Below are 25,454 nucleotides of genomic sequence, written 5' to 3' on the forward strand. Positions count from 1 at the left end.
GAAGCGATGCAGAAGATTCGTAAGGGCGACAAGGTCGTCATGCTCGCTGGCAAGGACAAGGGCCGTACCGGCGAAGTTGTCCAGGTCATGCCGAAGGAAGATCGTGCCGTTGTTCGTGGCGTCAACGTCGTCAAGCGCCACCAGCGCCAGACGCAGACCCAGGAAGCCGGCATCATCAACAAGGAAGCCCCGGTTCACCTCTCCAACGTTGCAATCATCGACAAGGACGGCAAGCCGACCCGCGTCGGTTTCAAGGTTGTTGACGGCAAGAAGGTCCGTGTGGCCAAGCGTTCTGGAGAAGTGATCGATGGCTGAGGCAAAATACGAGCCGCGGCTCAAGAAGGAATATGTCGAGCGCATCCGCAAGGCGATGCAGGAGCAGTTCTCCTACGCCAACGAGATGATGATCCCGAAGCTCGACAAGATCGTGATCAACATGGGTGTCGGCGAAGCGACCGCTGACTCGAAGAAGCCGACGGTAGCTGCCGCCGACCTCGCAGCGATCGCCGGCCAGAAGCCGGTCATCACCCGCGCACGCAACTCCATCGCAGGCTTCAAGGTCCGCGAACAGATGCCGATCGGCGCGAAGGTCACCCTGCGCGGCGCCCGCATGTACGAGTTCCTGGATCGCCTGGTCAACATCGCGCTCCCGCGCGTTCGCGACTTTCGCGGCCTGAACCCGAAAAGCTTTGACGGCCGTGGCAACTTCGCCATGGGCATCAAGGAGCACATTGTGTTCCCTGAGATCAACTACGACAAGGTTGATCAGATGTGGGGCATGGACATCATCGTTTGCACGACGGCGACGACCGACGACGAAGCACGGGCTCTTCTGAAAGAGTTCAGCTTCCCGTTCCGTCAATAACCGTAACGACGAGCGTAGAAAAGGAACCTGACATGGCGAAGACAAGCGCAGTTGAAAAGAACAAGCGCCGCCGTACTACGGTCGCCAACCAGGCCGCTAAGCGGGCTGCGTTGAAGGCGATCATCATGAACCAGGCTCTTCCGATCGAAGAGCGGTTCAAGGCCTCGATCAAGCTGGCATCCCTGCCGCGTGATGGATCGAAGACCCGTATTCGCAACCGTTGCGAAGTTTCGGGGCGTCCGCGCGCATATTACCGCAAACTGCGCATGTCGCGTATTGCGCTGCGTGAACTGGGCAATCTCGGCAAGGTGCCGGGCATCGTCAAGTCGAGCTGGTAAGGAGCAGGTTACATGACAATGACTGATCCGTTGGGCGATATGCTCACCCGTATCCGTAACGGCGCTTCCCGCCGCAAGTCGTCGGTCTCGACGCCTGCGTCCAAGCTCCGTGCACGTGTTCTCGATGTCCTGCAGTCCGAAGGCTACATCCGTGGCTATTCCGTTGTCGATTTCGGCAATGGCAAGTCGGAACTCAGCATCGAGCTGAAATATTATGAAGGCGCATCGGTGATCCGTGAGATCGGCCGCGTGTCCAAGCCGGGCCGCCGGGTTTATGTCTCGGTCAAGTCCATTCCGCAGGTCGCGAACGGCCTCGGCATCACCATCCTTTCGACTCCGAAGGGCGTGATGGCCGATCACCAGGCTCGCGAACAGAACGTTGGCGGCGAGGTTCTTTGCTCGGTCTTCTAAGATCGGGCAGAGATCTCCATAGCGAACAGACAGGATTGAAACATGTCTCGTATCGGTAAAAAGCCCGTTCAGGTGCCTGCTGGGATCACGGCTACGGTCGATGGCCAGAAGGTCACTGCAAAGGGCCCGAAGGGCGAACTGTTTTTCGTTGCTAACGACGAAATCAGCCTCAAGCTCGAAAACAACGCGGTCGTCGTGACGCCCGTGAATCAGACCAAGGATGCACGTTCGAAGTGGGGCATGTCCCGCACGATGATCGAAGGCATCTTCAAGGGCGTCAAGGACGGCTTCGAGCGCAAGCTCGAAATCAACGGCGTCGGCTACCGCGCCTCCCTGCAGGGCAAGAACCTGCAGCTGGCCCTCGGCTTCAGCCACGACGTGATCTATGAGCCGCCGGTCGGCATCACGATCGCCGTTCCGAAGCCGACTGAAATTGTTGTCTCCGGCATCAATAAGCAGCAGGTCGGTCAGGTCGCCGCCGAAATCCGCGAATATCGCGGTCCTGAGCCTTACAAGGGCAAGGGCGTCAAGTACGCTGACGAGCGGATCGTCCGCAAAGAAGGCAAGAAGAAGTAAGGATCACGCGAAATGGCTAGCAGGAAAGAAGCACTTGCACGTCGTGCCAACCGCGTGCGCCGTCATCTCAAGTCGGTGGCCAACGGCCGTCCGCGCCTGTCGGTTCATCGCTCCTCGAAGAACATCTACGCTCAGGTTATCGACGATGTCGCCGGCAAGACGCTTGCCGCTGCATCGACCCTCGATAAGGATCTGCGCGGTTCTCTGAAGACCGGTGCTGACACCGCAGCAGCTGCCCTCGTCGGCAAGCTCGTTGCAGAGCGCGCTTCGAAGGCTGGCGTCACCGAGGTCGTATTCGACCGTGGCGCCTTCATCTATCACGGCCGCATCAAGGCTCTTGCCGATGCAGCCCGCGAAGGCGGTCTCACCTTCTGATCAATTTCCGGCCGGACGCTTTTGGCGCCGGCCGGATTTTCGCCGGACCGCAGGCACTCTCCGAAAGGGGAGGCTGACGCGGTCCACATGTATTTGCCGATTGCACCCGGAAAAGAAAAAGGAAGAGGACAATGGCACAGGAAAGAAGGCCGCAGCGGGAAGACCGCCAGAGCCGTGAAGAGCGCGATAGCGAATTCGTCGACAAGTTGGTCGCGATCAACCGCGTCGCCAAGGTCGTCAAGGGCGGCCGTCGTTTCGGTTTCGCAGCACTCGTCGTCGTCGGCGACCAGAAGGGCCGCGTCGGCTTCGGCCATGGCAAGGCACGCGAAGTGCCGGAAGCCATCCGCAAGGCAACCGAAGCCGCCAAGCGCGAGCTGATCTTCGTACCGCTGCGTGACGGCCGTACGCTGCATCACGACGTTCATGGCCGCCACGGCGCCGGCAAGGTTCTGCTGCGCTCGGCCAAGGTCGGTACCGGCATCATCGCCGGCGGTCCGATGCGCGCCGTATTCGAAACGCTCGGCATGCACGACGTCGTCGCCAAGTCGACTGGTTCGTCGAACCCCTACAACATGGTTCGCGCCACCTTCGACGCTCTGAAGCACCAGGTTCACCCGAAGGACATCGCAGCTCAGCGCGGCATCAAGTATGCAACGCTGCAGGCTCGTCGTAGCGCCTCCGGCAACGCCTCTGAAGAATAAGAGGAGTTTGACAGATGGCCAAGGCTACCAAGAAGGCTGAAGCGAAGACTGTCACGATCGAACAGATCGGCAGCCCGATTCGCCGTCCGGATGTTCAGCAGCGCACGCTGATCGGTCTCGGACTGAACAAGATGCACCGTCGCCGCACGCTGGAGGATACTCCTTCGGTTCGCGGCATGATCCGTGCTGTCCAGCATCTCGTTCGCGTCGTCGACGAGAAGTGAGACGGAGGAAACGCTCATGAAACTCAATGAAATTAAAGACAACGAAGGCTCGACCCACAGCCGCAAGCGCCTCGGCCGCGGTATCGGCTCGGGTTCCGGCAAGACCGCTGGCCGCGGTGTGAAGGGTCAGAAGTCCCGTTCGGGCGTCGCCATCAACGGCTTCGAAGGCGGCCAGATGCCGATCTATCGTCGCCTGCCGAAGCGCGGCTTCAACAACATTTTCGCTTCCGATTTTGTTGTTGTGTCGCTCGCTCGCATCCAGACGGCGATCGACGCCGGCAAGCTCGATGCCAAGGCGACCGTTGACGCAGCTGCCCTCAAGGCTGCCGGCGTCATCCGCCGCACCAAGGACGGCGTTCGCGTTCTCGCCGACGGCGAGCTGAAGGCCAAGATCACCATCGTCGTTGCAGGCGCCTCCAAGCCTGCCGTCGAGAAGATCGAAAAGGCCGGCGGTACCGTGACGCTGCTTTCGGCTCCGGCTGCAGCCGAATAATAATCTGATGATATGTCGCCCGGGGTGCTTCACACCGGGCGATTTTGCTCCCATATGTGGGCCTCACAAAATGTTGGCTGGCGCGCCCGCGTCATGCCGGTAAGACTAAAACAAGGGTGAGGCATGGGGTTGCGCTGCAATCCGTACTGAACCCGGTTTTGAATAATTTTCATACTGATTCCGGGCCGGCCTATCCCCAGAGACGCCGGAATTGGTAGCGCGGAGAAACGCATGGCTTCTGCAGCGGAACAATTGGCATCCAACCTCAATTTTTCGACCTTTGCCAAAGCCGAGGATTTGAAGAAGCGCCTGTGGTTCACACTGGCAGCTCTCCTCGTTTACAGGCTCGGCACCCATATTCCGCTTCCGGGCCTCAATCCCGAAGCCTATGCCCAGGCTTTCCGCGGCCAGTCAGGCGGCATTCTCGGCCTTTTCAATATGTTTTCGGGCGGCGCCGTGCAGCGCATGGCGATCTTCGCGCTCGGCATCATGCCCTATATCTCGGCTTCGATCATCGTGCAGCTCATGACGTCGGTCGTGCCGGCGCTCGAAAACCTCAAGAAAGAGGGCGAGCAGGGCCGCAAGATCATCAACCAGTATACCCGCTACGGCACGGTCATCCTCGGTGCGCTGCAGGCCTACGGCATTGCTGCCGGGCTTGAGAGCGGCCAGGGACTCGTCGTCGAGCCGGGCTGGTTCTTCCGTGTTTCCACCGTTCTGACGCTGCTCGGCGGCACGATGTTCCTGATGTGGCTCGGCGAGCAGATCACCTCGCGCGGCATCGGCAACGGCATCTCGCTGATCATCTTCGCCGGCATCGCCGCCGGTCTTCCCACCGCTCTTGCGGGCACGCTCGAACTCGGCCGCACCGGCGCGCTGTCGACCCCGCTCATCCTGCTGGTCATCCTTGTCGCGATCATCGTCATCGCCGTCATCGTCTTCGTCGAGCGTGCGCAGCGCCGGCTGTTGATCCAGTATCCGAAGCGCCAGGTCGGCAACCGGATGTTCCAGGGCGATACCTCGCACCTGCCGCTGAAGCTCAACACTTCGGGCGTCATTCCGGCGATCTTCGCCTCGTCGCTGCTGCTGCTGCCGGCAACCGTCGCAGGCTTTGCCAGCACCACGGCAATGCCTTCCTGGGCAACGTCGATCGTCGCGGCCCTCGGCCACGGCCAGCCGCTCTATATGGTGCTCTATGCGGCGCTGATAGCCTTCTTCGCCTTCTTCTACACGGCCATCGTCTTCAACCCGAAGGACACGGCCGACAATCTGAAGAAGCATGGCGGTTTCATTCCGGGCATCCGCCCGGGCGAGCGCACCGCCGAATATATCGACTACGTGCTGACCCGAATCACGGTGATCGGCGCAATCTATCTCGTCTTCGTCTGCATTCTCCCGGAGATCTTGGTGTCGCAAACCGGCATTCCATTATCCCTTGGTGGGACTTCGCTTTTGATCGTGGTTAGCGTAACTCTTGATACGGTTGCACAGATCCAGGGTCACCTGATCGCGCAGCAATACGAAGGCCTGATCAAGAAATCGAAGTTGCGTGGAGGAAAGAGGGGGCGATGAGACTTATCCTTTTAGGGCCGCCGGGCGCGGGTAAGGGAACCCAGGCCCAGCGGATCGTGGAAAAGCACGGCATTCCGCAGCTTTCCACGGGGGACATGCTGCGCGCAGCGGTCAATGCGGGCACGGATGTCGGCAAGCGCGCCAAGGCGGTGATGGATGCCGGCAAACTCGTCTCGGACGAGATCGTCATCGCCATCGTCTCCGAGCGAATCGATCAGCCCGATTGCGCCAACGGTTTCATTCTCGACGGCTTCCCGAGGACGCTCGTCCAGGCCGATGCCACCGAAGCGATGCTGAGGGCAAAGGGTCTCGGCCTTTCCGTCGTCATCGAATTCCGTGTCGACGACGACGAGCTGGTTCGCCGTGTCGCCGGTCGCTATTCCTGCGCACAGTGCGGCAGCGTCTATCACGATACCGATAAGGTTCCGGCTGCCGAAGGCGTGTGCGACAAGTGCGGTTCCACGCACTTCAAGCGCCGTCCTGACGACAATCCGGAGACCATGACGGCTCGGCTGCAGGTCTACTACAAGGAAACCTCGCCGCTGATTGGCTACTACCATGCCAAGGGGAAACTCAAGTCCGTGGACGGCATGGCGGAGATTGATCAGGTGACGTCAGAGGTCGAAAGCATTCTTTCCAAGCTTTAAGGCTTTGAAAATAAACTTGGCGGAACGGTTGCTTTTCAGCAGTGATTCCGCTAAACACCGCGCCAACTCGCGACATTCCATGCGATCGGCGCGGATTTCCCAGGGAAGTCCGGGTGCGGTCGTTTTGACATGTTACGGACGTAAATCTGAACGAGCGGTTCCAAAGACCGCATAACGAAGCCCACTTGCCGGATGGCAACTGGAATGCAAGGAGAATAGGCGTGGCACGTATCGCTGGCGTCAACATCCCGACTGCAAAGCGCGTTGTTATCGCGCTGACCTACATTCACGGGATCGGTCCGAAATTCGCACAGGAAATCGTCGAGAAGGTCGGTATCCCGGCTGAACGTCGTGTGCATCAGCTGACGGACGCCGAAGTCCTTCAGATCCGCGAAGCCATCGACCGCGACTATCAGGTCGAAGGCGATCTTCGTCGCGATACCGCGATGAACATCAAGCGCCTGATGGATCTCGGCTGCTACCGCGGCCTGCGTCATCGCCGCGGCCTTCCGGTCCGTGGTCAGCGCACGCATACCAATGCCCGCACCCGCAAGGGCCCGGCAAAGGCAATTGCTGGTAAGAAGAAGTAATTTCCGGGAAACCGGGGTGGGGAGGCTGGCGGTCTGCGCCGGCCTCTTTTGAGTTTGGAGCGGGACCATATAGGCGCCGTTCCGGTGTAGCCGCTGGCATTACGGCGGTGAAGAGATCAACGAAAGGAATACCATGGCTAAGGAAGCCGTCCGCGTTCGCCGTCGTGAGCGCAAGAACATCTCGTCGGGTGTCGCTCACGTCAACTCGACCTTCAACAACACGATGATCACCATCACCGATGCCCAGGGCAACGCGATCGCTTGGTCGTCGGCTGGCGCCAAGGGCTTCAAGGGCTCGCGCAAGTCGACCCCGTTCGCTGCCCAGATCGCTGCCGAAGACTGCGCCAAGAAGGCTCAGGAGCACGGTATGAAGTCGCTTGAAGTCGAAGTCTGCGGTCCGGGTTCGGGTCGTGAATCGGCTCTGCGCGCGCTCCAGGCTGCAGGTTTCATGATCACGTCCATCCGCGACGTGACCCCGATCCCGCACAATGGCTGCCGTCCGCGCAAGAAGCGCCGCGTCTGATCATCGCTCTCGTCACTGGTGAGCGCCTTGGCGCTCCCGGTGGTTTTCAAGCTCGGTTGCCACGATTGGATGGTGGCAACGAACGGAAGGCAAACTCATGATTCAGAAGAACTGGCAGGAACTGATCAAGCCGAACAAGGTGGAGTTCTCCTCGAGCTCGCGCACCAGGGCGACGCTTGTTGCCGAACCGCTGGAGCGCGGCTTCGGTCTCACCCTCGGCAATGCGCTTCGCCGCGTTCTGCTCTCCTCGCTGCGCGGCGCTGCCGTCACGGCGGTGCAGATCGATGGCGTGCTGCATGAATTCTCGTCGATTCCGGGCGTCCGCGAAGACGTGACGGACATCGTGCTCAACATCAAGGAAATCGCCATCAAGATGGATGGCGACGACGCAAAGCGCATGGTCGTGCGCAAGCAGGGCCCGGGCGTTGTCACGGCTGGCGACATCCAGACGGTTGGCGATATCGAAATCCTCAATCCCGAGCATGTCATCTGCACGCTCGACGAGGGCGCCGAGATTCGCATGGAGTTCACCGTCAACAACGGCAAGGGCTACGTTCCGGCTGAGCGCAATCGCGCGGAAGATGCGCCGATCGGTCTCATCCCGGTCGACAGCCTCTATTCGCCGGTCAAGAAGGTGTCCTACAAGGTAGAAAATACCCGCGAAGGACAGGTTCTCGATTACGACAAGCTGAACATGACCATCGAAACCGATGGCTCGATCACCGGTGAAGACGCCGTCGCATTTGCGGCGCGCATCCTCCAGGATCAGCTTGGCGTCTTCGTCAACTTCGACGAGCCGCAGAAGGAAACCGAAGAGGAAGCAGTCACCGAACTCGCTTTCAACCCGGCTCTCCTCAAGAAGGTGGACGAACTCGAACTGTCGGTCCGTTCGGCAAACTGCCTGAAGAACGACAACATCGTCTACATCGGCGACCTCATTCAGAAGACCGAAGCAGAAATGCTCCGCACCCCGAATTTTGGTCGCAAGTCGCTGAACGAAATCAAGGAAGTTCTCGCTTCCATGGGCCTGCACCTCGGCATGGAAGTGCCGGCATGGCCGCCCGAGAACATCGAAGATCTCGCCAAGCGTTACGAAGACCAGTACTGAGCGGCGTGAGGAAAAGTGTGAAGCGGTTTTTCGCCCGCACGCCGATCGCAAGAACATAACAAAAGGCAGGCTCTTTCGGCTGCCTTTCCCCGTCAAACAGCAGGCCGATCGCCTGCATGTGCCAGGAAACGGCAGGCCCACGTAACGTAAGGGCACCTGCATTAAAGGAGAATAGCAATGCGCCATGGTAAAGCCGGCCGCAAGCTGAATAGAACTGCAAGCCACCGCAAGGCGATGTTCGCCAACATGGCGGCTTCGCTGATTACCCACGAGCAGATCGTCACGACCCTGCCGAAGGCCAAGGAAATCCGCCCGATCGTCGAGAAGCTCGTCACGCTCGGCAAGCGCGGCGACCTGCATGCTCGCCGTCAGGCGATCTCGCAGATCCGTGATGCCGCTGTCGTTTCGAAGCTGTTCGACACGATCGCAACGCGTTACGCCACCCGCAACGGCGGCTACCTGCGCATCATGAAGGCCGGCTTCCGCCAGGGCGACAATGCCGCCATGGCTGTCGTCGAATTCGTTGACCGCGACACCTTCGCCAAGGGCGCAGCCGACAAGGCCCGCGTCGCCGCCGAAGAGCAGGCCGTCGCCGCTTAATCTTCCGCTCCGTCGGAAACAAAACAGCCGGGCTCACAAAGCCCGGCTGTTTTTGTTTGTGCATCGGTCGTGGACGAACGTGGAAGCTGCGATGACAGGCAGCACCTCGCCGGATAATTGGATATCTCCGCCTCAACACTCCAATGGTCGATCTCTGTAGGACAGATTCTATTGCTCGAATTCATTCAGACGCGCTCGCAAGCGCAGTTCCTTCGCCTCGCGGCCCTGCTTGTGGTGATCGTGCTCGGACTGGCGCTCAGGCGTTTCGGCTACGCGATCGACCTGTCCTTCATCGTCGTCAAATATGGCGGGTCGGCGCTGTGGGCCGCGATGGTCTATCTGCTCGTGGCGCTCTTTGTCGCAAGGGCCCGACCGGCAATCATCGCCGCCATGGCGCTGTTCATCGCGATCTCAGTCGAGCTGTTCCGGCTCTACCACACGCCCTGGCTCGACGCATTTCGGCTGACGACAGCAGGCGCGCTGCTGCTCGGCCGAATATTTTCGCTCTGGAACATGCTGGCTTATGCGATCGGGATCGCCGCGGCCTGCGCCTTCGATCCCGCCCGCCGGGCGGCGTTTGGTCGTCGCCGGTAGTCTAAAGCATGTCGCGCAAAAGTGTGCAGCGGTTTTCCAGGCAAAGCGCGAAGCGCTTTTGCCGCAACGACATGCGTAAAACAAAGACCTAAAGCGCGAGGAGCGAATCTGAAAGATCGCGACGCGCTTTAAGGTCTCACGAAGCCGACGCCATGGCGCGATTGCGCGTCCGGCCCTGGCCCTTTTTCCGGTTGCGGGCAATCGGCCGCCAGGAGCGGTAGAGGATGAGCGCGATGATCAGCCCGACATAGATATATTGCTCGAGATCGAGGATCTTGGTCGAGAGCGCGAAGTGCAGCGCTCCGCAGGCGGCGACAATGTAGACGAGCCGGTGCAGCCAGATCCAGTTCTTGCCGAGGCGGCGGATCGAGACATTATTGGATGTCACCGCCAGCGGAATGAGCATCGCAAGCCCGGCCATGCCGAACATGATAAAGGGGCGCTTCAGCACGTCATTGACGACGGCGTGGATATCCATCGCCTGGTCGAGCACCATGTAGACGGTAAAATGCATCAGCGCGTAGTAGAAGGTCAGCAAGCCCACCGCGCGGCGATAACGCAGATAATTCCAGCCGAGGAGCTCGCGGGCCGGGGAGACGGCAAGCGTTGCGATCAGGAAACGGATCGTCCAGATGCCGAGGAAGAGCTCGAAGGTCTTGACCGGATCGGCGCCGAGCTGATCGGTCGCGCCGAGATAGAAGGTCCAGACCGCCGGCACGAGGCCTGCCACATAAAGCAGCCAGACGGAGGCGGGCTGCCAGCGCTTCTGGATGGCGAGCGACAATTCCGCCATCAGAAATTCGCCTTCAGATCCATGCCAGCATAGAGGCTCGCCACCTCGTCGGCATAGCCGTTGAAGGGCAGGGTGGAATGGCGGCTCGCGCCGAAGAAGCCGCTTTCGCCGATGCGCCGTTCGCTCGCCTGGCTCCAGCGCGGATGGTCGACTTCCGGATTGACGTTGGCGTAGAAGCCGTACTCCTGCGGATTGGTCACCTGCCAGGTGTTCTTCGGCTGCTGGTCCGTGAGGGTGATCCTGACGATCGATTTGATGCCCTTGAAGCCGTATTTCCACGGCACGACGAGGCGCATCGGCGCGCCGTTCTGGTTCGGCAGCGTCTCGCCATAAAGCCCGACGGCAAGCAGCGTCAGCGGATGGCGCGCCTCGTCGAGGCGCAAACCTTCGACATAGGGCCAGTCGAGCGACTGGAAGAAGCCCTTCTGTCCCGGCATCTCGTCCGGCCGCACGACGGTTTCGAAGGCGACATATTTGGCGCTGCCGAGCGGCTCCACCTTGTCGAGCAGCGATGCCAGCGGAAAGCCGTCCCAGGGAATGACCATCGACCAGGCTTCGACACAGCGCATGCGATAGGTGCGCTCCTCGATCGGGAATTCCTTCATCAGCGCCTCGAGGTCGAAGGTGCCTGGTTTGTTGACCATGCCGTCGACCTTGATCGTCCAGGGCAGCGGCTTGAAATCGCCGGAATTGGCTGCGGGATCGGCCTTGTCGAGGCCGAACTCATAGAAGTTGTTGTAGGTGGTGACGTCCTTGAGCGGCGTCGGCTTCTCGTCGACCTTGTACTTGCTCCCGATAGCGGAAAGCGCGGCCGCGCTCGCCTTGCCGGCGCCGTAGAGCGCCATGGCGCCGAGAGCCGCTGCGCCCAGGAATTCACGCCGGCGCACATAGATCTGGCGCGGAGTGATCTCCGACGACGCGATCTTCGGGGGGCGATAGCTTGGCATGACGAAAAACCTCCAGGGCGGATTTCCCGAATATAGTCTCTAAACGAACCGCCCGCATATTCGTATTAGTGTCTAAGCCTTGAATATTGCTGACGGGAAGCCAACTTTTTGTGTTCGGCTGTGATGGAATAGGCTGTAACCGAACCGCGCGCCGAACCGTATATCATCGATGGTGCTCCGTCCGCAGCGTACCGGATTTGACCTTGCCGGTAGTGACAGCCCCCGTCGATTGGATTAGGACAATTCCAAAAGGCAGCGTTCGCCCGGCCCGCAGGCTTCATGCCGCTTCGCTTCGCCTGATCATTTCCGACACGTCGAGGAAGACACCGATGCCAGCTTACCGTTCGAGAACCACGACCCACGGCCGCAACATGGCAGGCGCGCGCGGCCTTTGGCGCGCCACGGGCATGAAGGATTCGGATTTCGGCAAGCCGATCATCGCGGTGGTGAATTCCTTCACCCAGTTCGTGCCCGGCCACGTGCACCTGAAGGATCTCGGTCAGCTCGTCGCCCGCGAAATCGAGGCGGCCGGCGGTGTCGCCAAGGAGTTCAACACGATCGCCGTCGACGACGGCATCGCCATGGGCCATGACGGCATGCTCTATTCGCTGCCCTCGCGCGAGCTCATCGCCGACAGCGTCGAATACATGGTCAATGCCCATTGCGCCGACGCCATGGTCTGCATCTCCAACTGCGACAAGATCACTCCCGGCATGCTGATGGCGTCGTTGCGCCTCAACATACCCACCGTCTTCGTCTCCGGCGGTCCGATGGAAGCGGGCAAGGTCGTGCTGCACGGCAAAACCCATGCACTCGACCTCGTCGATGCCATGGTCGCCGCAGCCGATGAAAAGATCAGCGATGAGGACGTCCAGACCATCGAGCGCTCGGCCTGTCCGACCTGCGGCTCCTGCTCCGGCATGTTCACCGCCAATTCGATGAACTGCCTGACGGAGGCGCTCGGCCTGTCGCTGCCCGGCAACGGCTCGACGCTCGCCACCCACGCCGACCGCAAGCGTCTCTTCGTCGAGGCCGGCCATCTGATCGTCGATCTCGCCCGCCGTTACTATGAGCAGGACGATATCAAGGCGCTGCCGCGCACGATCGCCTCCAAGCAGGCCTTCGAGAATGCCATGGCGCTCGACATCGCCATGGGCGGCTCGACCAATACGGTCCTGCACATCCTTGCCGCCGCCCATGAAGGCGAGATCGATTTCACCATGGCCGATATCGACGCGCTTTCGCGCCGGGTGCCCTGCCTGTCGAAGGTCGCACCCGCCAAGAGCGATGTGCATATGGAAGACGTGCACCGCGCCGGCGGCATCATGTCGATCCTCGGCGAACTCGACAAGGGCGGTCTCTTGAACCGCGATTGCCCGACCGTGCATGCCGAGACCCTGGGCGATGCGATCGACCGCTGGGACATTACCCGCACCAACAGCGACACCGTCCGCAATTTCTATCGCGCCGCGCCCGGCGGCATCCCGACCCAGGTCGCCTTCAGCCAGGAGGCCCGCTGGGACGAACTCGACACCGACCGCCAGAACGGCGTCATCCGCTCGGTCGAACATCCTTTCTCCAAGGATGGCGGCCTTGCCGTGCTCAAGGGCAACCTTGCGGTCGACGGCTGCATCGTCAAGACCGCCGGCGTCGATGAATCCATCCTGAAATTCTCAGGTCCGGCCCGCGTCTTCGAAAGCCAGGATGCCTCGGTCAAGGCGATCCTCGCCAACGAGGTCAAGGCGGGAGACGTCGTGGTCATTCGCTATGAAGGCCCGAAGGGCGGCCCCGGCATGCAGGAAATGCTTTATCCGACGAGCTATCTGAAATCGAAGGGCCTCGGCAAGGCCTGCGCGCTGATCACCGACGGCCGCTTCTCCGGCGGCACCTCGGGCCTCTCGATCGGCCACGCGTCGCCGGAAGCAGCCAATGGCGGCACGATCGGCCTGGTGCGCGAAGGCGACATGATCGACATCGACATCCCGAACCGCACGATCAGCCTGCGCGTCGGCGAGGCCGAACTTGCCGCCCGCCGCGCCGATCAGGACGCCAAGGGCTGGCATCCCACAGAAGTGCGCAAGCGCAACGTCACGACGGCGCTGAAGGCTTACGCTGCCTTCGCCACGAGCGCCGACCGTGGTGCCGTGCGCGATCTGAACGCCCGCTGACCCACCTATCAGACCTGCTGATTCAAGGTCAGCTGCTCAAGACCGGTCGCTTTCAAAGCGGCCGGTTGATGTTTTTATAGGTCTCGCCGAGCTGTTTCAGCCGCTCCTCATAGGCAGCCTTGATACAGGCGGCATCCGCCGCGCATTCCTGCCGTTTCTTCAGCCAGGCGGTCTGCTCGTCCTGCAATGTTCCGCGTGAGCCCATCGCCAGCAGACCGGAGAGCAGCTCGAAGGTCGTCACCATCTTCACGTCGGCATCGTTGAGCGCGCGATTGTCGCAGATCGCCTTTTCATCAGGCTTCAATTCCTTCGCATCGCAGTCGAAGCTCGCCGCCTGCGCCATATCCGATGCGAAGATCGAAATCGCAAAACCAAAACCCATCATCATCGCTCTTGCCGTCATCATTCCATGTCCCTTTTGCTCCTGGTCAGCCCAGTTTGCGCAATGCCAGAGCCAGGAAGATGATGCAGGCAAACCAGACGGCAAGGATGAAGATCAGCCCGGCCCGGCCGGAAGGACGCTCGATGCGTCTTGCCGCTTCATCGCGCAGCGCGCTCATCATTTCTGCCGGAATAAGCCGCGTCGCCAGCAGAATGCCGAGCGGCACGATCAGGAGATCGTCGAGATAGCCGAGCACCGGAATGAAATCGGGGATGAGATCGATGGGGGACAGCGCATAGGCCGCAACGGCGCCGGCCACCGCTTTCGCATGCCAGGGCACCCGCGGATCCCGCGCGGCAAGCCATAGAGCGATGATGTCACGCTTCAGTGACTTCGCCCAGGTTTTGGCTTTTGATATCAGTCGCATGGCCGCTCTTCCTGAATCGAATTCGCAAAGACTTCCAGCGAAGTCTTGCGGGCACATATCTGCCTTATTCTTCCATGCTTCCGCCCTCTTTCCTTTCTAGCGTCGGGCCGCAGAACAAGATGATTTTGGGCCGGTTCGGCCTGAAATCTGAATACTGTTCGCATTAAATAGTTAGAGCACGATGTCGTCCGAAAACCGCTCACACTTTTCGGCATCATGCTCTAAAACTATCCACAAGAGGATTCAAAAGGAATACCCATGCAAGGCCTGTTCAAGCGCGCCTCCGTCTCGCTACTCGCTCTCATGCTCGTTCTGCCGGCTGCGGCCAATGCGCAGACCGCAAAGACCGTGCCCGAGAGCCAGATGCAGATGCAGCTCTCTTTCGCGCCGCTCGTCAAACAGACGTCGGGCGCCGTCGTCAATGTCTATGCGGAAAAGACCGTCCGGCGGCAGTCGCCCTTTGCCGGCGACCCCTTCTTCGAGCAGTTCTTCGGCCAGCAGATGCCGAATCGCTCGGAGAAGCAGTCCTCGCTCGGTTCCGGCGTCATCGTCGAGGCGAACGGCACTGTCGTCACCAACAATCACGTCGTCGAAGGCGCCGACGACATCAAGGTTGCGCTGCCGGATGGACGCGAGTTCCCCTGCAAGGTGGTGCTGCGCGACGATCGTGTCGATCTTGCCGTGCTGAAGATCGACACCAAGGAAAGTTTTCCGACATTGCCGATCGGCAATTCCGATGCGGTCGAGGTCGGCGATCTCGTGCTGGCGATTGGCAATCCCTTCGGCGTCGGCCAGACGGTGACGAGCGGCATCGTCTCAGCACTGGCCCGCAACCAGGTGGTCAGGAACGAGTTCGGCTTCTTCATTCAGACCGACGCCTCGATCAATCCCGGCAATTCCGGCGGCGCCCTGATGAACATGAAAGGCGAGCTGATCGGCATCAACACCGCGATCTTCTCGCGCGGCGGCGGCTCGAACGGCATCGGCTTCGCCATCCCCGCCAATCTGGTCAAGGTCTTCCTCGCTTCGGCCGATGCCGGCGTCAAATCCTTCGAGCGGCCCTATGTCGGCGCCAGTTTCGATGCCGTGACTTCCGAAGTCGCTGAGGCGCTGGGGCTGAACAAGGTTCGCGGCGCGCTCGTCGTCAAGGTTTCGGAAGGCGGCCCGGCCGCCAAGGCCGGGCTGAAGGCCGGCGAAATCGTCACTGCCGTCGACGGTATTTCGGTCGAACATCCGGATGCGCTGCTTTACCGGCTGACGACGGCCGGTCTCGGCAAGTCGGTCAAGCTCACCGTTGTCGAGAACGGCCGCGAGGAGCAGTTGCCACTGACGCTCGATCGCGCCCCGGAAACCTCGCCGCGCGACCAGCGCACCATCGGCGGGCGCACTCCCTTCAGCGGCGCTGTCGTCGAGAACCTGTCGCCGCGGGTCGCCGACGAGTTGCGCATGCCGCCGGAATCGGCGGGCGTCGTCGTCTCCGAGGTGAAGGAGGATTCACCGGCCGCCCGTCTCGGCTTCGAGCCGAAGGATATCATCGTCTCGATCAACGGCACCGATGTGAAGACCACCAGCGAACTGTCCGAGATCGCCGAGAGCGACCCCGGTCTTTGGCGGGTGGAGATCGAGCGCGACGGTCAGCGCATCCGGCAGTTCTTCCGATGAGCAATGATCTCTTCGCGCCGCGCGTTCCGGAGGAGGTCGCCGCCAGGCGGCCGCTTGCCGACCGGCTGCGGCCGAAGACGCTTGCCGATGTCACCGGTCAGAAACATCTGACCGGTGAAGACGGCGTGCTGAAACGGATGATCGAAAGCGGTTCGCTGGGCTCGATGATTTTCTGGGGTCCGCCCGGCACCGGCAAGACGACGGTGGCACGGCTGCTTTCGGGCGAGGCGGGGCTGGCTTTCGAGCAGATTTCGGCGATTTTCTCAGGGGTCGCCGACCTGAAGAAGGTGTTCGAAACTGCCCGCCTGCGTCGCATGGACGGCCGTCAGACGCTGCTCTTCGTCGACGAGATCCACCGCTTCAACCGCGCCCAGCAAGACAGTTTCCTGCCCGTCATGGAGGACGGCACCGTCATCCTGGTCGGCGCCACCACCGAAAACCCGTCCTTCGAGCTCAACGCCGCTCTGCTGTCGCGCGCCCGCGTGCTGACCTTCAAGTCGCATGACGAGGAGAGCCTTGAGGAGTTGCTGAAGCGCGCCGAGGCGATCGAGCAGAAGCCGCTGCCGCTGACGGAGGAAGCGCGCGTCAGCCTGATCCGCATGGCCGATGGCGACGGCCGCGCGGTGCTCACACTTGCGGAAGAGGTCTGGCGGGCCGCGCGCGAGGGCGAGAGTTTCGATACCGAAGGCCTGACGCGTATCGTCCAGCGCCGCGCCCCGGTCTATGACAAGGCGCAGGACGGCCACTACAATCTGATCTCGGCGCTGCATAAATCCGTGCGCGGCTCGGACCCGGATGCCGCCCTTTATTATCTCGCCCGCATGTTCGATGCCGGCGAGGATCCGCTCTATCTCGGCCGGCGGCTGGTGCGCATGGCGGTGGAGGATATCGGCCTTGCCGATCCGCAGGCGCTGGTGATCTGCAACGCCGCCAAGGATGCCTATGAGTATCTCGGCTCGCCGGAGGGAGAGCTGGCGCTCGCCCAAGCCTGCGTCTATCTCGCCACCGCGCCGAAATCGAATGCCGTCTACACCGCCTTCAAGGCGGCAAGCCAGGCCGCCAAGCAGAACGGCTCGCTGCTGCCGCCAAAGCATATTCTCAATGCGCCGACCAAGCTGATGAAGGGCGAGGGTTACGGCGACGGCTACCGCTACGACCATGACGAGCCGGATGCCTTTTCCGGCCAGGATTATTTCCCGGAGAAAATGGGCCGCCAGACCTTCTACGATCCGCCGGAGCGCGGCTTCGAGCGCGATATCCGCAAGCGGCTGGAATGGTGGGACAAACTGCGCAAGGAGCGCAAGCCGCGCTGATGCATCTGAACCTGTTCGGTTGGTGAACGGCGCTCAGCCGCCAAGCGCGATCGCTATTGCAACCAAAAGCAAGCCGAGACAAGTCATTGTCATGCCTGCATAAACAGGCCTCCCTCCTGAAAACCGCGCCCATGCATAGCCCGTCACGAACAGCAGCGTGATGAGAAACAGGTTGCTGGTCCTCAGGGCAAGGTGCGCATCGTCAATGAAAAAGAAAGGGATCACTGCCGGAATGGCGGTAGCAGAGACCAGAACGAAGACCGCGATTGCGGCGAACAGATCGCCTTTCGGGAGGGACGCCTTCACAGGATCGGCCCGGCATGCGAGCGTCAGGAGCGTTCGATAGAGCGCGTCCGCGTCAGCGCCCCTTGCAGAGAACGGTGCCTCCTCTATCGGGAATTCGTTCGCAAGCACCGTCAGCGCCGCAGATTCGCTTCTGGCGGTTTTGATTTGCCGAAAAAGGCGCAGCCGTCTGCTTTTGTAAAACGTCGTACCCAGGAAGAACAAGACGGCGTCAATGATCCCCCAGGCGACGTTGCAACCGATCGTCGCGACGATCAGATCGTGGACATCTAACCCTTCCTTTTCAAAAACCAGCCTCGAACCGACCGTCAGCGTCAGCGCCATGATCAATCCGAAAAGGAGTTCGCCGAGCGCATCGCCAGGATCAATGATATTGGTGATGCGACCGATCGGTTTCGAAGTCATGGACCGCTTCCCATGTGATGAAGACCATAGTGGCGACGCGGCGTGGTCTTGCGGCCGTCACTGTGATCGACATTGCAGCCTGATTCATTGATCGTGATCAAAGAACAGCGCGATCGGACGTGTCCATGGAGCGCGTCGGCGCTACCGCGACGCTTCCCGGAGAGACGCGCGGTGCTGTAAAGCTCAGGAGGCGCGCGGCGTCTTCTGATTTGGCGGCGCGGCGATCACCTTGACGGAAGAGTCCGCCAGCCCGTGATGGCCTTCCATATCGACGACGACGTGCCAGTGGCCGCTTTCCGGAACGGCGATCTTGATCGGCGATTTGCGTGCCACGCCACCGATATATTTGAAATCGAGAACCTCGGTGAAACGCTGGAAATTCGGCGCCGTCATCAGCCGGACATTGTTCACCGCATTCAACGACACCTCGATGATCGTTCCGGCGCGTTGTTCTTTAAGATCGTAATGGGTGAAGCGGAAATTCGGTTTCGGCATCGGTCTCGTGGTGTCTGAAGTCTCTGCGACGAGATTTTACCAGCATGCCGGTTAAGGAAAAGTTGGATATCGGCAGCAAAGCCCGATCGGAGAAATTTCGAAGCGCGGTGTCGGAAAGGCCTGGCCGCCGCCGTCCTTGCGGTATCGACGCAAAAACGGAGCAAGGACATGTCGAAGATGAGGCTGATTTCGATGATTGCAACCGCTGCCGCATTCCTGGCCGCGCCCGACATGGCAGGCGCCGGCGGTGCGCCGGCGAGCGAGGATAAGGCGGTCGCGCCGATCGTCACGAAGGGAAGCCTGCCGGTCGACGGCATCGACTATTATTACGAAATCCGCGGGGAAGGCGAACCGCTGCTGTTGCTGCACGGCGGCCTCGGACAGATCGAGATGTTCGCACCGGTCATGCCCGTTTTCACCGACCACCGCCAGGTGATCGCCGTCGATCTGCAGGGCCATGGCCGCACGCCGCTCGGCAAGCGGCCGATCGAGCTTGCGGCAATCGGCGCCGATCTTGCGGTGCTGGTGAAGCAGCTCGGTTACGACAAGCTCGACGTCTACGGCTATTCCTTCGGCGGCGGCGTGGCGCTGAACATGGCGGCGAACGCGCCCGACCAGGTGCGCCGTCTGGTGATTGTGTCGGCGCCCTATGCGCAGAACGGCTTTTTCCCGGAGATGCTGCCGCAGCAGGCGGCCGTCGGCGCCGGCATGGCCGAGATGATGAAGGACACGCCGATGTTCCTCTCCTACAAGGCAGTGGCGCCCGACGTGTCCGAATTTCCGAAGCTGCTGGACGCCATGGGTGTGCTGATGCGCGAACCCAAGGATTATGGTGATGCCGTCGCTAAGCTCACCATGCCGGTGATGCTGATCTACGGCGATGCCGACATGATCCGCCCCGAGCATATGGTCGATTTCTATCACAAGCTCGGCGGCGGCCTGCGCGACGCCGGCTGGATGCGGGAGAATATGTCGAAGAACCGGCTGGCGATCCTGCCCGATCTCACCCACTACGAGACCTTCGCTTCGCCACTGGTGGCTAATGTGGCGATGACTTTCCTCGACGGCGGCGGCAAGGCGCCGAACTGGGCCGAGCAGGTCGTAAAGTAAGGAACGGCAGCGGGGGCTTCCGCTGCCTTTGTCTCCCGCTGTCACGCCGCCGCATCGCGAAATTCGGAAATGCGGCGGTACTGGCCTTGGCCCTCAGGCCGAGGCCGTTGCATCGCTCGGAAAATCCGTGGAGAGAGCAAGTTCACGCCAGCCGGCAAGCTCCTTTTCGACGCTGGCATGCTGCGCTTCGATCATCGCCACCGTATCGCTGCCGAATGGCATGCGCAGCGGCGGGTTGGCGGAATTGACCATCGTCATGATGCCGGCGGCGAGCCTGGCGGGGTTGCCGGGCTGGGCATGATTGGCGTCGGCGGCGAAGGTGCGCATGTTGCCGGCCGGCGTGCCTTCGTAGTCAGCGATGGAGGCCGGGCTGACCGCGAGCGACGTGTCGGCGAGGAAGTCCGTGCGGAAGAAGCCGGGCTCGACGATTGTCACCTTGATGCCGAAGGGTTCGAGTTCGGCGGCCATCGATTCCGACAGGCCTTCGACGGCGAATTTCGTCGAGCCGTAGACGCCCCAGCCGGGATAGCCGAAGTAACCGCCGATCGAGGAGAAGTTCAGGACATGGCCGGAACGCTGGCGGCGCATATAGGGCAGCACGGCGCGCGTCACCTTCAGGAGGCCGAAGACATTCGTGGCATAGAGCTTTTCGATCTCTTCGGCCGTGGCTTCCTCGACGGCGCCGAGCAGGCCGTAGCCGGCATTGTTGGCGAGAATGTCGATGCGGCCGAAGCGGGCGATGCCGGCAGCCGCGGCTTCTTTCGCCTGCGCCTCGTCGGTGACGTCGAGCGCGACGGCCAAGAGGTTCGGATGATCGCCGAACTGCTCGGCCACGGTCTTCGGGTTGCGGGCGGTGGCAATGACGGCATCGCCTGATGCAAGGGCTTCCTTGGTCATCAGCGCGCCGAAGCCGCGGGATGCACCTGTGATGAACCAGACTTTCATGGTGAATTCCTTTCGAGGTCTATTTGGGTGTCTCGGCGTCGCATCTCTGTGCTGACGGGTCGAATTTGACCGAAAATCTGTTGGTGTATAAGATTTGTTATTCTTGAGACTATGATGAGTGTAATTCAGCAATGCGCGCCACCGAGCTTTCCGAACTCGCGGCTTTTGCGGCCGTTGCCCGACATAAGAGCTTCCGCAGGGCCGGCGAGGAGAGGGGTGTCACCGCCTCAGCGGTCAGCCATGCCGTCCTCAATCTCGAAGACCGGATCGGCATTCGCCTGCTCAACCGCACGACGCGCAGCGTCTCGCTGACCGAGGCCGGCGAGCTGCTGATCTCGCATCTCGACCCGGCCTTCGGGGAGATGACGGCAGCGCTCGATGCGCTGAACCGCTACCGCGACACGCCCTTCGGCAAGGTGAGGATCAACGTGCCGAATTCGATCGGCTCCTTCATCATCGGTCGCATCATCGGCCCGCTGCTGAAAAGCAATCCCAATCTGCAGCTGGAGATCAACGCGACCGACAGGCTGGTCGATATCGTCGAGGAGGGCTTCGATGCGGGCATCCGCTTCGGCGAGCGTGTCACCGAAGGCATGATCGCGCTGCGCATCAAGCCGCGCATCCGGCTGATCGTCGTCGGTTCGCCCGCCTATTTCGAGGCCCGTCCGAAGCCGGCGACGCCGCACGAGCTCAAGCGCCATCTCTGTATCCAGAACATGTTTCCGTCAGGCGCGCGTTATGCCTGGGAATTCGAGAAGGATGGCCAGACGGTGAGCTTCCAGCCGACCGGACCGTTGTCGCTCGACGATCACGAACTGATGATGCAGGCAGCCCTCGGCGGCGTCGGCCTTGCCTATATCTGGGAGCCGCGCGTCGAGAAGGCGATCGCCGGCGGAGAGCTGATCCAGGTGCTCGACGACTGGTGCCAGCCGGAGGAACCGCTCTATCTCTATTATCCGAGCCGACGCCACATGTCGGCGGGCTTCAGGGCGGTCATCGATGCGATGAGAGCCGAGTAAAAAAGGTGAGGATTCGCATCCTTCAGCCTTTTGACTCCCGCACGCGAACTGGCCAAAGATGCTGCCATGGCCACCATGGCCAGCACCATCGGGAGAGGTTGATGAACGGTCGGATCTTGCCAACTGTCAATCGAAACGCATCAAGGCGGCTCGGCGGTCTGTTGCCGGCATTGGCCGCGCTGATGCTGCTGGCCCCGGCGGCGGTCGGCAAGGACATTGGACCGCAAAGCCAGGCCTCGCGCGAGCAGGTCGAAAAGCTTGTCGGCCTCTGGAAGGATCATTTTGCCGGCGCCGATAGCCTGCAGCAGCGGCGCACAGCCTTCCGGACGCTGATGGAAACGACGCCGGGGCCAACCCGCATCCAGGTCCGGCAGGTCGATGCCGATGGCGTCGATGCGGAGCTGATGTGGCCGGCCCGTCTCCATCACCCGATCGGTCACAGGGTGATCCTCTATATTCATGGCGGCGGCTTTTCCGGCGGCTCCATCCGCACGCACAGCCTGCTTGCCGGCTCGCTCGCCAAGGCCGCATCCAGCGACGTGCTGCTGATCGACTATCGGCTGATGCCCGAATATACCTATCCCGCCCAGATCAACGACGCGCTGACGGCCTATCGATGGCTTCTCGACAACGGCTATCGCAACGACAACGTTATCATCGCCGGCGACGACGCCGGCGGCAATATCGCAATCGAGACGGTGCTGCGGCAGAAGCAGGCGGCAAAGCCATTGCCGGCGGCTGTGATTGCGCTCAGCCCGATCACCGATCTCACCGCGACCGGCGGATCAATGACATCAAATGCCGATAGCGATCCGCTGGTCGGAAGCGCCTCGATCGAGGTCTTGCGCAAAGCCTATCTCGGCAACCGCTCGCCGACCGATCCCCCGGCGTCGCCGCTTTATGCAGATATGACCGGTTTTCCGCCGCTTCTGCTGCAGGTCGGTTCCGGCGAGGTCTTGCTCGACGATACGCTGCGGCTCGCCGAAAAGGCGCGCCAGGCAGGCGTTGATGTCACCACCGAGATCTGGCCCGGCATGCCGCATCAGTGGCAGTTGTTTCCCTCGCTGCTCGACGATGCCGATCGCTCGAGTCAGAATATTGCCGAGTTTGCGATCCGGCATTTTGAGGACAAGCCGGAAGAATAAGCCAGCAAGGGTAGGGGCTACTCTCTCATTGTGATGTGCCACGCGCCTGTGACGGCGCCAGAGGCCGTTCGACTTCCCGGCCGACGCTGAGCGCCTTTCTGATATTCGGCTCCAGCCGCTCGATATAGGCGTGATCGGGTGCGGCACCCAGCGCATCCAGCATTTTCGAGAAGAAACACCGGGCCGCTGCCGCGGCCGTGACGTCGAAGACCTCGGCATCACTCAGCCCGTGTTTCTTCAGCCCGTCTATATCCTGTTGGGTGACCGACGTCGCATCGCGCGCCACCTTGGCGGCAAAGGCCATGATGGCCCGTTCACCGGCATCAATCGGCGCTTTCTCCGTCTCGTTGACGACAGCCGTCAGCCCGTCGCTGGTAAAACCCTCGCGCAGCAGCACCGAGCCGTGCGCCAGCATGCAATAGGAGGATTTCAGCTCCTTGGCGGCGGCCAGCGTCACCAACTCATAGCGCCTGAGGCTCATATGACCGCGAATGCTCGAAAGCAGCGCTGCCCAGTTCTCCATCACCTCCGGCCGGTGTCCGAAGGCACGGTACATGTTCGGCAGATAACCATAATTCGCTTCGGCCGACGCATACATCGACGTCGTCTTCTCGCTGGCGGATGCATTGGGGGTGTGAATGAAAGCCATGGCATGGTCCTCCTCTATAGCGAGAAGGATAGGGTAGATATTGAGGACAGCAATCCTGAAAAATCAGGCGGCGTCGCTGCTCGCAGAAGCGTGACCGGTTCGCTCGATCGGAAGGGTGACGGTAAATGTCGATCCGCATCCTCTGGCGCTTTTAACCTCTATCGAGCCGTGATGCAGTTCGACGATCTGCTTCACCAGGTTGAGGCCGATGCCCGTTCCGGCAATTCCGGTCGACGTTCCTGCCCGAAAATAGCGCTGGAACAGCCGGGGCACGTCTTCGGGATCGATCCCCACCCCGTCATCGCTGATAGACACTTTGACGTTTCCGGTCTCCTGCCATGCCGTGACGCGAATTTCGGGGGTTCCGGGCGCATATTTGACGGCATTGGACAGCAGGTTGGTAAAGACCTGCGCCAAACTGCGGGGGTCGGCATCGATGCACTCCGGCAGCCTATCGATATCCAGCACGAAGCTGTGCGTCTTGGCGATCGTCGACTGCCGCTCGCAACAGGTTCTTATCAAGGATCTCACGGCGCAGGCGTCGTAGCTTATATCGATCTTGCCGGTGTCGAGACGCCCGGCCGACAGGATGCTCTCCATGAGATCGACGATCCGGTTCACCGAGGCACGGATCTGATCGACCTTGTCGCTCAAGAATTCGGGCTCGACTGCTCCTTTTTTGCGCAGCAGCCGTTGGGCGGCAGCGTCGATGATGGCGAGCGGTGTGCGGAATTCATGGGATGCCATTGCGACGAACTGCCGCTGCAGTTCGTTGATGTTGCGCTCCTGCGCAAGCATTCGCTCGAGTTCCCGGGCCTGGCGCTCGACCTCGGCCGTGCGGCTCTGCACCGCCGTTTCGAGCTGATCGTGATGCCGGCGCAGCTCTTCCGTCAGCCGCACTGTCTTGGTGACGTCTTCGTGGGTGGCCACGTAGCCACCGTTTTGCATCGGATTGTGGGTGATTTTGATGACGCGGCCGTCGGAGAGCACGATATTCTGGCTGGCCACTGCACCGCGCGCCGTCGCTTCGAACACCACATCGAAATAGGTCGCGGTGTCGGCCGGACCATTTCCCTCGCGGCTGCGATAGGCCAGGATATCGACAAGCGGCGTCCCTGGCTGCGTCAGTGAAAGCGGCAGATTGTACATCCGCGCGTAGGATGGATTGCACAGGATCAAGTTCTTCGTCGAATCGAACATGCACAGCCCATGCGGCATGTTGCGGAGCGCCGCGTCGAACCGGTGATGTTGTTCGGTGAGACTGTCTTCGACACGGATCAGGGTAGAGATGTCTTCATAGCTGAGGATCCAGCCTCCCTCTTTCGATGGGGCGCAGGTCAATGAAACCATCCGTCCATCGGACAGCGCAAACTGAGACGTGTGCGGCCTGCCGGTCGTCGACTGCCGGCATGCGGCTGCGCGGCAATCGGCGGTGCCCGGCAATCCGTCGATAGTCATTCCTCTGCCGATGGCTCCATCCGGCAGCCCGAGAATATCCAGCGTGCGGGAGTTGAATGCCGTCACCCTATTGGCACGATCAAGGAGAACGATGCCCTGCGGCAGGTTCTCCAGAATGGATTCAAACGAGTGTGGCATCATCCGGCCCTGCTTCAGATCTGGCACCTTGCACGTATCCGTAGCATTCGTCAGAAAACGATAAAGTTTCGCTAATGGCTATCGATCGCGCTTCTTCGGTTGAAGAGAGGGCACCGTCACATCGTTCGGAGCAACCACCGATGGCAGGGACACTCCTCGTCCAGAGGGAAACAGCTTTCATGAACAATCTGGTTGTCTTGGCCCCGCGGGCTGTTCAGCAGAGGTTGGCCAGCTGTTCGTCCAGAAGGTCGAGACTGTCCTCTTCCACCTCGTTGACATCACTCGGCATCGGCTCGCCGATCTCATAAAACAAGCCAGGCAATGCCGCGTTCTATCGCAGAAAATGTAGCTCTCGCGTGCCCCAGAATATCGGTGGATGCCCCTTGATCGTCACCCAAAATTTAGAACGTTCCAAATAATTCAGTGCTTCATTGCTGGATGAAAACCCCGCAGGCCCACATAATGCGTCTGATTGAAT

The 25,454-nt window shown here is 61.0% G+C and carries 31 protein-coding genes; 22 read left to right on the top strand and 9 right to left on the bottom strand.

What is annotated here, in order from left to right; genetic code table 11:
* Positions 1 to 6: 6 nt before the first annotated feature.
* The 16 genes from rplX to AMK05_RS08790 all read left to right on the top strand — a co-directional run bounded on the left by rplX (position 7) and on the right by AMK05_RS08790 (position 9,617).
* Positions 7 to 315: a 50S ribosomal protein L24 gene (gene rplX / locus AMK05_RS08715; protein ID WP_003547559.1), complete on the top strand. Its 309-nt coding sequence runs from the start codon at positions 7 to 9 to the stop codon at positions 313 to 315.
* Positions 308 to 865: a 50S ribosomal protein L5 gene (gene rplE / locus AMK05_RS08720; RefSeq protein WP_003573788.1), complete on the top strand. Its 558-nt coding sequence runs from the start codon at positions 308 to 310 to the stop codon at positions 863 to 865. Before rplX ends, rplE begins: the two co-directional genes overlap by 8 nt.
* A gap of 32 nt (positions 866 to 897) precedes the next feature.
* The gene (gene rpsN / locus AMK05_RS08725) at positions 898 to 1,203 is read left to right on the top strand and encodes a 30S ribosomal protein S14 (protein WP_003573787.1); all 306 of its coding nucleotides are present in this window, start codon (positions 898 to 900) and stop codon (positions 1,201 to 1,203) included.
* Positions 1,204 to 1,215: 12 nt separating this feature from the next.
* Positions 1,216 to 1,614 (top strand): 30S ribosomal protein S8, encoded by a 399-nt coding sequence (gene rpsH / locus AMK05_RS08730; RefSeq protein WP_003547562.1) that lies wholly within the window; start codon positions 1,216 to 1,218, stop codon positions 1,612 to 1,614.
* Positions 1,615 to 1,656: 42 nt separating this feature from the next.
* Positions 1,657 to 2,190, top strand: coding sequence for a 50S ribosomal protein L6 (rplF, locus tag AMK05_RS08735; protein ID WP_003578670.1), 534 nt, complete (start codon positions 1,657 to 1,659; stop codon positions 2,188 to 2,190).
* A 12-nt stretch (positions 2,191 to 2,202) separates the two neighbouring features.
* Positions 2,203 to 2,565 (top strand): 50S ribosomal protein L18, encoded by a 363-nt coding sequence (gene rplR, locus AMK05_RS08740; RefSeq protein WP_003573785.1) that lies wholly within the window; start codon positions 2,203 to 2,205, stop codon positions 2,563 to 2,565.
* Positions 2,566 to 2,696: 131 nt separating this feature from the next.
* Positions 2,697 to 3,266 (top strand): 30S ribosomal protein S5, encoded by a 570-nt coding sequence (rpsE, locus tag AMK05_RS08745; RefSeq protein WP_003573784.1) that lies wholly within the window; start codon positions 2,697 to 2,699, stop codon positions 3,264 to 3,266.
* Positions 3,267 to 3,280: 14 nt separating this feature from the next.
* Positions 3,281 to 3,490 (top strand): 50S ribosomal protein L30, encoded by a 210-nt coding sequence (gene rpmD, locus AMK05_RS08750; RefSeq protein WP_003547566.1) that lies wholly within the window; start codon positions 3,281 to 3,283, stop codon positions 3,488 to 3,490.
* Positions 3,491 to 3,506: 16 nt separating this feature from the next.
* Positions 3,507 to 3,983: a 50S ribosomal protein L15 gene (gene rplO / locus AMK05_RS08755; protein WP_064838113.1), complete on the top strand. Its 477-nt coding sequence runs from the start codon at positions 3,507 to 3,509 to the stop codon at positions 3,981 to 3,983.
* A 231-nt stretch (positions 3,984 to 4,214) separates the two neighbouring features.
* Complete coding sequence (secY, locus tag AMK05_RS08760) at positions 4,215 to 5,555, top strand: preprotein translocase subunit SecY (RefSeq protein WP_064838114.1); 1,341 nt, start codon at positions 4,215 to 4,217, stop codon at positions 5,553 to 5,555.
* Entirely contained in the window at positions 5,552 to 6,202 is a 651-nt protein-coding gene (locus tag AMK05_RS08765) for an adenylate kinase (protein WP_064838115.1), read from the top strand. The genes secY and AMK05_RS08765 overlap by 4 nt, the downstream gene beginning before the upstream one ends.
* Before the next feature lie 221 nt (positions 6,203 to 6,423).
* Complete coding sequence (gene rpsM, locus AMK05_RS08770) at positions 6,424 to 6,792, top strand: 30S ribosomal protein S13 (protein WP_003573772.1); 369 nt, start codon at positions 6,424 to 6,426, stop codon at positions 6,790 to 6,792.
* A gap of 133 nt (positions 6,793 to 6,925) precedes the next feature.
* Entirely contained in the window at positions 6,926 to 7,315 is a 390-nt protein-coding gene (rpsK, locus tag AMK05_RS08775; RefSeq protein WP_003547577.1) for a 30S ribosomal protein S11, read from the top strand.
* A 97-nt stretch (positions 7,316 to 7,412) separates the two neighbouring features.
* A complete protein-coding gene (locus tag AMK05_RS08780; protein WP_003547579.1) occupies positions 7,413 to 8,423 on the top strand; it encodes a DNA-directed RNA polymerase subunit alpha in 1,011 nt (336 codons plus the stop codon).
* Positions 8,424 to 8,600: 177 nt separating this feature from the next.
* Positions 8,601 to 9,023 (top strand): 50S ribosomal protein L17, encoded by a 423-nt coding sequence (gene rplQ, locus AMK05_RS08785; RefSeq protein WP_003573769.1) that lies wholly within the window; start codon positions 8,601 to 8,603, stop codon positions 9,021 to 9,023.
* A gap of 171 nt (positions 9,024 to 9,194) precedes the next feature.
* Positions 9,195 to 9,617, top strand: a complete 423-nt coding sequence (locus tag AMK05_RS08790; protein WP_064838116.1) for a ribosomal maturation YjgA family protein — start codon at positions 9,195 to 9,197, stop codon at positions 9,615 to 9,617.
* 136 nt (positions 9,618 to 9,753) lie between these two features.
* On the opposite strand, the gene msrQ is transcribed toward AMK05_RS08790, so the two are convergent.
* Together msrQ and msrP are read right to left on the bottom strand one after the other, a co-directional pair.
* Entirely contained in the window at positions 9,754 to 10,410 is a 657-nt protein-coding gene (gene msrQ, locus AMK05_RS08795; RefSeq protein WP_064838117.1) for a protein-methionine-sulfoxide reductase heme-binding subunit MsrQ, read from the bottom strand.
* A complete protein-coding gene (gene msrP, locus AMK05_RS08800) occupies positions 10,410 to 11,357 on the bottom strand; it encodes a protein-methionine-sulfoxide reductase catalytic subunit MsrP (protein WP_064838118.1) in 948 nt (315 codons plus the stop codon). The genes msrQ and msrP overlap by 1 nt, the downstream gene beginning before the upstream one ends.
* Before the next feature lie 329 nt (positions 11,358 to 11,686).
* Here msrP and ilvD point away from each other — a divergent pair, with 329 nt between their 5' ends.
* Positions 11,687 to 13,525: a dihydroxy-acid dehydratase gene (gene ilvD / locus AMK05_RS08805; RefSeq protein WP_064838119.1), complete on the top strand. Its 1,839-nt coding sequence runs from the start codon at positions 11,687 to 11,689 to the stop codon at positions 13,523 to 13,525.
* Positions 13,526 to 13,577: 52 nt separating this feature from the next.
* On the opposite strand, the gene AMK05_RS08810 is transcribed toward ilvD, so the two are convergent.
* Positions 13,578 to 13,931 carry a lysozyme inhibitor LprI family protein gene (locus AMK05_RS08810; RefSeq protein WP_064838120.1) on the bottom strand — a complete coding sequence of 118 codons (354 nt, stop codon included), beginning with the start codon at positions 13,929 to 13,931 and terminating at the stop codon, positions 13,578 to 13,580.
* 22 nt (positions 13,932 to 13,953) lie between these two features.
* A complete protein-coding gene (locus AMK05_RS08815) occupies positions 13,954 to 14,334 on the bottom strand; it encodes a YkvA family protein (protein WP_064838121.1) in 381 nt (126 codons plus the stop codon).
* Positions 14,335 to 14,592: 258 nt separating this feature from the next.
* On the opposite strand from AMK05_RS08815, the gene AMK05_RS08820 reads away from it, so the two are divergent.
* Together AMK05_RS08820 and AMK05_RS08825 are read left to right on the top strand one after the other, a co-directional pair.
* Positions 14,593 to 15,996, top strand: coding sequence for a DegQ family serine endoprotease (locus tag AMK05_RS08820; RefSeq protein WP_064838122.1), 1,404 nt, complete (start codon positions 14,593 to 14,595; stop codon positions 15,994 to 15,996).
* Complete coding sequence (locus AMK05_RS08825; RefSeq protein WP_064838123.1) at positions 15,993 to 17,309, top strand: replication-associated recombination protein A; 1,317 nt, start codon at positions 15,993 to 15,995, stop codon at positions 17,307 to 17,309. Before AMK05_RS08820 ends, AMK05_RS08825 begins: the two co-directional genes overlap by 4 nt.
* Before the next feature lie 33 nt (positions 17,310 to 17,342).
* Here the strand turns inward: AMK05_RS08825 and AMK05_RS08830 are convergent, their stop codons facing one another.
* Both AMK05_RS08830 and AMK05_RS08835 read right to left on the bottom strand, forming a co-directional pair.
* Complete coding sequence (locus AMK05_RS08830; RefSeq protein ID WP_064838124.1) at positions 17,343 to 18,017, bottom strand: VIT1/CCC1 transporter family protein; 675 nt, start codon at positions 18,015 to 18,017, stop codon at positions 17,343 to 17,345.
* Positions 18,018 to 18,200: 183 nt separating this feature from the next.
* Positions 18,201 to 18,512, bottom strand: coding sequence for a DUF1883 domain-containing protein (locus tag AMK05_RS08835; RefSeq protein WP_049734110.1), 312 nt, complete (start codon positions 18,510 to 18,512; stop codon positions 18,201 to 18,203).
* A 168-nt stretch (positions 18,513 to 18,680) separates the two neighbouring features.
* On the opposite strand from AMK05_RS08835, the gene AMK05_RS08840 reads away from it, so the two are divergent.
* Positions 18,681 to 19,622 carry an alpha/beta fold hydrolase gene (locus AMK05_RS08840; protein WP_064838125.1) on the top strand — a complete coding sequence of 314 codons (942 nt, stop codon included), beginning with the start codon at positions 18,681 to 18,683 and terminating at the stop codon, positions 19,620 to 19,622.
* A 93-nt stretch (positions 19,623 to 19,715) separates the two neighbouring features.
* Here the strand turns inward: AMK05_RS08840 and AMK05_RS08845 are convergent, their stop codons facing one another.
* Positions 19,716 to 20,567 carry an oxidoreductase gene (locus tag AMK05_RS08845; protein ID WP_064838126.1) on the bottom strand — a complete coding sequence of 284 codons (852 nt, stop codon included), beginning with the start codon at positions 20,565 to 20,567 and terminating at the stop codon, positions 19,716 to 19,718.
* A 131-nt stretch (positions 20,568 to 20,698) separates the two neighbouring features.
* Here AMK05_RS08845 and AMK05_RS08850 point away from each other — a divergent pair, with 131 nt between their 5' ends.
* Positions 20,699 to 21,586 carry a LysR family transcriptional regulator gene (locus AMK05_RS08850; RefSeq protein ID WP_064838127.1) on the top strand — a complete coding sequence of 296 codons (888 nt, stop codon included), beginning with the start codon at positions 20,699 to 20,701 and terminating at the stop codon, positions 21,584 to 21,586.
* A 170-nt stretch (positions 21,587 to 21,756) separates the two neighbouring features.
* Complete coding sequence (locus AMK05_RS08855; protein WP_171899822.1) at positions 21,757 to 22,731, top strand: alpha/beta hydrolase; 975 nt, start codon at positions 21,757 to 21,759, stop codon at positions 22,729 to 22,731.
* 25 nt (positions 22,732 to 22,756) lie between these two features.
* On the opposite strand, the gene AMK05_RS08860 is transcribed toward AMK05_RS08855, so the two are convergent.
* On the bottom strand, positions 22,757 to 23,380 hold the full coding sequence (locus AMK05_RS08860; RefSeq protein ID WP_064838129.1) for a carboxymuconolactone decarboxylase family protein: 624 nt from the start codon (positions 23,378 to 23,380) through the stop codon (positions 22,757 to 22,759).
* Between the two features lie 63 nt (positions 23,381 to 23,443).
* Positions 23,444 to 24,979, bottom strand: a complete 1,536-nt coding sequence (locus AMK05_RS08865; RefSeq protein WP_064838130.1) for a sensor histidine kinase — start codon at positions 24,977 to 24,979, stop codon at positions 23,444 to 23,446.
* Between the last annotated feature and the right edge of the window lie 475 nt (positions 24,980 to 25,454).

The organism is Rhizobium sp. N324, from assembly GCF_001664485.1.
Lineage (GTDB): Bacteria > Pseudomonadota > Alphaproteobacteria > Rhizobiales > Rhizobiaceae > Rhizobium.